This window comes from Streptomyces sp. RP5T (assembly GCF_003933965.1).
GTDB lineage: Bacteria > Actinomycetota > Actinomycetes > Streptomycetales > Streptomycetaceae > Streptomyces.
The window spans coordinates 1-5,729 of record NZ_RSAJ01000530.1; the positions used below are offsets into that span (position 1 = coordinate 1).

7 protein-coding genes are annotated in these 5,729 nt (G+C 71.0%); 2 read left to right on the forward strand and 5 right to left on the reverse strand.

From position 1 onward, the window contains the following. Nucleotides 1–85 precede the first annotated feature (85 nt). Nucleotides 86–409 (reverse strand): DUF6281 family protein, encoded by a 324-nt coding sequence (locus EHS43_RS35465; RefSeq protein WP_125194737.1) that lies wholly within the window; start codon nt 407–409, stop codon nt 86–88. A gap of 60 nt (nt 410–469) precedes the next feature. Then, complete coding sequence (locus tag EHS43_RS35470; RefSeq protein WP_185806554.1) at nt 470–1,129, reverse strand: uridine kinase; 660 nt, start codon at nt 1,127–1,129, stop codon at nt 470–472. A 105-nt stretch (nt 1,130–1,234) separates the two neighbouring features. Between EHS43_RS35470 and EHS43_RS35475 the strand changes: the two genes are divergently transcribed. Further along, nucleotides 1,235–1,630, forward strand: coding sequence for a hypothetical protein (locus EHS43_RS35475; RefSeq protein WP_125194739.1), 396 nt, complete (start codon nt 1,235–1,237; stop codon nt 1,628–1,630). 84 nt (nt 1,631–1,714) lie between these two features. On the opposite strand, the gene EHS43_RS35480 is transcribed toward EHS43_RS35475, so the two are convergent. From EHS43_RS35480 to deoC, 3 genes are read right to left on the reverse strand one after another with little or no spacing between them, the layout of a single operon-like run. Next, complete coding sequence (locus tag EHS43_RS35480) at nt 1,715–2,602, reverse strand: aldehyde dehydrogenase (protein WP_125194740.1); 888 nt, start codon at nt 2,600–2,602, stop codon at nt 1,715–1,717. Then, nucleotides 2,595–4,037, reverse strand: a complete 1,443-nt coding sequence (locus EHS43_RS35485; protein ID WP_125194741.1) for an aldehyde dehydrogenase family protein — start codon at nt 4,035–4,037, stop codon at nt 2,595–2,597. Before EHS43_RS35485 ends, EHS43_RS35480 begins: the two co-directional genes overlap by 8 nt. A gap of 5 nt (nt 4,038–4,042) precedes the next feature. Further along, entirely contained in the window at nt 4,043–5,002 is a 960-nt protein-coding gene (gene deoC / locus EHS43_RS35490; RefSeq protein WP_125194742.1) for a deoxyribose-phosphate aldolase, read from the reverse strand. Nucleotides 5,003–5,112: 110 nt separating this feature from the next. Here deoC and EHS43_RS35495 point away from each other — a divergent pair. Further along, the coding region (locus EHS43_RS35495) for a PH domain-containing protein (protein ID WP_148104163.1) at nt 5,113–5,729 on the forward strand (617 nt) is incomplete at its 3' end.

The following is a 5,729-nucleotide window of genomic DNA, read 5'->3' on the forward strand; positions in this document are numbered from 1 at the left end:
GTACCCGTGGGGGGACCACGGGGGAAGCACAGAAGCGGGACTGGAGGGCCGGGGGGTCCTTCCGGTCCCGCTTTCGTGCGTGCGGTCAGCCGGCCTCCATGAGCGTCGCCCCGGCCGGGGTGTCACCGACGGCGATGGCCTCGGCGGGGTCCCTGCCCTCGACGCGGTAGGCGTTGGCCGTGCCCTCGTCGAGGGCGGCCCCGGGATCGTTCGGGGTGTCGTCGCACTCCGGAACGCGGGCGATGCCCAGGCGCTCACCGACGGTGAAGTCCTCGTCCCGGGTGGGCAGATAGTCGCGGTCCTCGTACGTCACCACCCCCGCACAGGAGCCCGCGACCTCGCCGCCCGACGAGCAGCCGAGAACCACCGTCAGCATCGCCACTGCCATGACCAGCCGCGCTGTCGTCATCGGCTTCCTTTCCGAGGTGACCGTCTTCCGGTCCTACGACGGAGAAGGCGCCGTTCGCGTTCAGGCCGCCGGGGTCGCCGCCGGGCGGCGACCCGCTGCCGCGGCGGCGAGGCGGCCGAGGGCCTCGTCCCTGTCGCAGGCGTGGGCGCCCAGGGCGGTCTGGCGGGCGACGATCGAGCGTTCCAGGCGCATCAGCCGCCAGCCGCGGCGCAGCAGGAACGGCACGGACTTGCGGCCCTCGCGCAGATCCCGCAGGAACCGGCGCCGGAACGTGCGCACCGGACCCCGGCTCAGGCACAGCGCGTCCGCCAGCACACCGAGTTCACGGCAGCGGGTGACGATCTCGGCGGCGAAGATGCCCTCCGCGATGAACAGCGGCGTCCGGCCCACGTCGACCGCCTCCTCGCCGGTGCGCGCGCTCAGCGAGATGTCGTAGACCGGGATCTTCGTACGGCCGGTGCGGCACAGTTCGACGATCGCGGCCACCGCGGTGTCCGCGTCCCACGATCCGGGGTGGTCCCAGTCGATGTCGGAGCTCCCCGCCACCAGCGGCAGCGTCGGGTCGTCGCCCTCCTTGTAGAAGTCGTCGAGCCGGAGGACCGGAAGACCGGAACGGGCCGAGAGAAGGGACTTGCCGGAGCCGGAGGGGCCGCAGAGCAGCACGACTCGCGTCGGTATGGGCGGTTGGGGACTCACGGGACACCAGTGTGGGGCATTCACCCGCTGTTCATCGACCCCGCGGGTTGGCTTTGAAGCGCGCGTCACACGTCAACTACCCTTCGTGTCGACCCGATTACCCAGTGCACGGAAAAGGTGGCAGAAACGATGGCCCGACACGCGAACCCGACCGCCCAGCGCACGCTCACCGCCCTCGCCGCCGCGGGTGTCGCCCTCGGCGCAGGCGCCGGGGTGGCCGCCGCGGACTCCGAGCCGCTCGTCGACGTGCTGCACACCCGGCCCACCTCGCTCGGCAACGTCGACCCCCAGGCCGGGCTCCGCTCCCTCACCGGCACCGTCGGGTACGTCACCGGCCCGGTCGCCGGCCTCAAGCCGAACCCGCTGGCGGGGACGGGCGTGGACCCGCTGGACAACGGCCTGGGGACCCAGCTGGCGGACTTCCAGCCGCTGACCTCCCAGGCGGTCACCAGCCCCATCGCGCAGGCGCAGTCGATCGGGAGCATGCCGGTGGTGGGGCAGGTCACGGGACTGCTGGGCAACTGAAGCGGACGCGAAGCCGCCACGGCGGAGAGCCGCGCCCTCCCCGGACGGGGGGAAGGTGCGGCTCTCCGGTGTCGCGGCCCGTCGTCAGTACGCGGAGCCCGACGCGCCCAGCGAACCCGTCGGGTGCCACACCGTCTTCGTCTCCAGGAACGCCGTCAGACGGTCGATGCCCGGTGTCGCCGTCCAGTCGTCCACAGGCTGTGGACGCAGGACCCGCTTCAGGTTGTCCGCCGCCGCGATCTCCAGCTCCTTCGCGAGGACCTCGTCCGCGCCCGCCAGATCGATCGCGTTGACGTCCTGGTGGGAGGCGAGCGGGGCCGCGATCTCCGCCGTGCGGCCCGAGAGGACGTTGACCACGCCGCCGGGGACGTCGGAGGTGGCCAGGACCTCGCCGAGCGACAGCGCCGGGAGCGGCGACTTCTCGCTCGCCACCACGACCGCCGTGTTGCCCGTCGCGATCACCGGGGCCAGCACCGAGACCAGGCCCAGGAACGACGACTCCTGCGGGGCCAGGACGGCCACCACGCCCGTCGGCTCGGGGGAGGACAGGTTGAAGTACGGCCCCGCGACCGGGTTGCCACCGCCGACCACCTGGGCGATCTTGTCGGTCCAGCCCGCGTACCAGACCCAGCGGTCGATCGTCGCCTCGACCTGCTCGCCCGCCTTCGACTTCGACAGGCCCTCGGCGTCGGACACCTCGTGGACGAACTGCGCCCTGCGGCCCTCCAGCATCTCCGCCACGCGGTAGAGGACCTGGCCGCGGTTGTACGCCGTCGCGCCGGCCCAGCCGCCGAACGCCTTGCGCGCGGCCACCACCGCGTCACGGGCGTCCTTGCGGCTCGACTGCGGCGCGTTCGCCAGCCACTTGCCCTTTGCGTCGGTCACCTCGTACACCCGGCCGCTCTCGGAACGCGGGAACTTCCCGCCGACGTACAGCTTGTAGGTCTTGAGCACGGAAAGTCGGTCAGACATCGAGGTACGCCTCCAGGCCGTGGCGGCCGCCCTCGCGGCCGAAGCCCGACTCCTTGTAACCGCCGAAGGGCGACGTCGGGTCGAACTTGTTGAACGTGTTGGACCAGACGACCCCGGCCCGGAGCTTGTTGGCCACGGCCAGGATCCGCGAGCCCTTCTCCGTCCAGATGCCCGCCGACAGGCCGTACTGGGTGTTGTTGGCCTTGGCGACCGCCTCGTCCGGGGTGCGGAAGGTGAGGACGGACAGGACCGGGCCGAAGATCTCGTCGCGGGCGATGGTGTGCGCCTGGGTGACGTTCGTGAAGAGCGTCGGGGCGAACCAGTAGCCGGAGGAGGGCAGTTCGCACTCCGGGGACCAGGGCTCGGCGCCCTCGGCCGCGCCCTTCTCGACGAGCGAGGTGATCCGCGCGAGCTGCTCGGCGGAGTTGATCGCGCCGATGTCGGTGTTCTTGTCGAGCGGGTCACCGAGACGCAGGGTGGACAGGCGGCGCTTGAGGGAGTCCAGCAGCTCGTCCTGGATCGACTCCTGGACCAGCAGCCGGGAGCCCGCGCAGCAGACCTGGCCCTGGTTGAAGAAGATGCCGTTGACGATCCCCTCGACGGCCTGGTCGATCGGGGCGTCGTCGAAGACGATGTTGGCGCCCTTGCCGCCCAGTTCGAGGGTGAGCTTCTTGCGGGTGCCCGCGACCGTCCGCGCGATCTCCTTGCCGACGGCGGTGGAGCCGGTGAAGGCGACCTTGTTCACGTCCGGGTGCGCGACGAGCGCGGCGCCCGTGTCGCCGTATCCGGGAAGGATGTTGACGACGCCCTTGGGCAGGCCCGCCTGGCGGCAGACGTCCGCGAAGAACAGGGCGGACAGGGGGGTCGTCTCGGCGGGCTTCAGCACGACGGTGTTGCCGGTCGCAAGCGCCGGGGCGATCTTCCACGCCAGCATGAGGAGCGGGAAGTTCCAGGGAATGACCTGGCCGGCCACGCCCAGCGGGCGCGGGTGCGCGCCGAAACCGGCGTGCTCCAGCTTGTCCGCCCAGCCCGCGTAGTAGAAGAAGTGCGCGGCGACCAGCGGGAGGTCGGCGTCGCGGGTCTCCTTGATGGGCTTGCCGTTGTCCAGGGTCTCCAGGACGGCGAGCTCGCGGCTGCGCTCCTGGATGATCCGGGCGATCCGGAACAGGTACTTGGCGCGCTCGGAGCCGGGCAGCGCCGACCACTTCTCGAAGGCCCTGCGGGCGGCCGCCACCGCGCGGTCGACGTCCGCCTCGCCCGCCTGGGCGATCTCGGACAGGACCTCCTCGGTGGACGGGGAAACGGTCTTGAAGACCTTGCCGTCCGCGGCCTCGACGAACTCGCCGTCGATGAACAGGCCGTAGGAGGGGGCGATGTCGACGACCGAGCGGGATTCCGGTGCCGGCGCGTACTCGAATGCGGATGCAGATGCCATGGTGATCAGTCCACCGTCACGTAGTCGGGGCCGGAGTAGCGGCCGGTGGCCAGCTTCTGACGCTGCATCAGCAGGTCGTTCAGGAGCGAGGAGGCGCCGAAGCGGAACCAGTGGTTGTCCAGCCAGTCCTCGCCGACGGTCTCGTTGACCAGGACGAGAAACTTGATCGCGTCCTTGGTGGTGCGGATGCCGCCCGCCGGCTTCACGCCCACCTGTACACCGGTCTGCGCGCGGAAGTCGCGCACCGCCTCCAGCATCAGCAGGGTGTTCGCGGGCGTGGCGTTGACCGCGACCTTGCCGGTGGACGTCTTGATGAAGTCCGCGCCGGCCAGCATGCCGAGCCAGCTCGCGCGGCGGATGTTGTCGTACGTCGACAGCTCGCCGGTCTCGAAGATGACCTTGAGCCGGGCGTCCGTGCCGCAGACCTCGCGCACGGCCACGATCTCGTCGTACACCTTCAGGTACTTGCCCGCGAGGAAGGCGCCGCGGTCGATGACCATGTCGACCTCGTCGGCACCGGCGGCCACGGCGTCGCGCACGTCGGCCAGCTTCACGTCGAGGGCGGCGCGGCCGGCCGGGAACGCCGTGGCGACCGAGGCGACCTTGACGTTGGAGCCGGCGACGGCCTCCTTGGCGACGGCCACCATGTCGGGATAGACGCAGACCGCCGCGGTGGCGGGGGTCGTCCGGTCGGTCGGGTCGGGGCGGACGGCCTTGGCGCCGAGCGCCCGGACCTTGCCCGGGGTGTCCGCGCCTTCCAGCGTCGTCAGGTCGACCATCGAGATGGCGAGGTCGATGGCGTACGCCTTCGCGGTCGTCTTGATGGAACGGGTACCGAGAGAGGCGGCACGCGCCTCCAGGCCGACCGCGTCCACGCCGGGCAGCCCGTGAAGGAACCGGCGCAGGCTGCTGTCGGACGCGGTCACGTCCGTGAGCGGGTGTGCGGCTGATGCAGTGGTGGGCATGGTCACCAGACGAGCATATCTACGCGCGTAGCGGCTGTACACCCCGGAGACCGGGTTCTGAGAGCACCCGCACACGGGCAGGGAGCCGGACGGCGCTTAGGATCGGCCTCATGACGACCGCACCCCCCGAGTCCAGGGACCGCATCTACCGCTCACCCATGGCGCTGATCGGCGGGTTCCTGCTCCTCGTCATCATCGGCTGGCTCGGCATCGACGCCGTCTTCTCCGGATCCGGCAACACGCCCTGGCTGGCCCTCGCCGTCCTGATCCTCCTCGTGCCGCTGGTGATCGCCTTCACCCTGCGCCCGGCCGTCTTCGCCAACGACCACCGACTGCGCATCCGCAACCCCTTCCGCGTGATCGTCGTGCCCTGGGGCCAGGTCGAGATGTTCCGCTCCGGCTACTCCAACGAGGTGTTCGTCAAGGCCGGCACCAAGTACCAGCTGTGGTCGATCCCGGTCTCCCTGCGCGGCCGCAAGAAGGCGGCGCGCCAGACGGCCCGGCAGGCGGCCCGGCCGTCCGACGCCCGCGGTTCCAGCAGGGGCCTCGGCCTGTTCGGCGGCGGCATGCAGACGGACGGCTTCGGCGGCCGCACGCCCGTCCCGGAGGGACCTACCCGCGCCGAGACCGACAAGATCATGGACGAACTGCGCGAGCTGCTGGAGGCCCGGGGGAAGGCGAAGACCTCCCAGGGCGAGGTGTCCGTGCGGTGGGCGTACGAGATCGT

Coding starts and splice junctions, on each gene's coding strand:
- EHS43_RS35465 (WP_125194737.1), bottom strand. CDS start 409: ATGACGACAGCGCGGCTGGTCATGGCAGTGGCGATGCTGACGGTGGTT.
- EHS43_RS35475 (WP_125194739.1), top strand. CDS start 1,235: ATGGCCCGACACGCGAACCCGACCGCCCAGCGCACGCTCACCGCCCTC.
- EHS43_RS35480 (WP_125194740.1), bottom strand. CDS start 2,602: ATGTCTGACCGACTTTCCGTGCTCAAGACCTACAAGCTGTACGTCGGC.
- EHS43_RS35485 (WP_125194741.1), bottom strand. CDS start 4,037: ATGGCATCTGCATCCGCATTCGAGTACGCGCCGGCACCGGAATCCCGC.
- deoC (WP_125194742.1), bottom strand. CDS start 5,002: ATGCCCACCACTGCATCAGCCGCACACCCGCTCACGGACGTGACCGCG.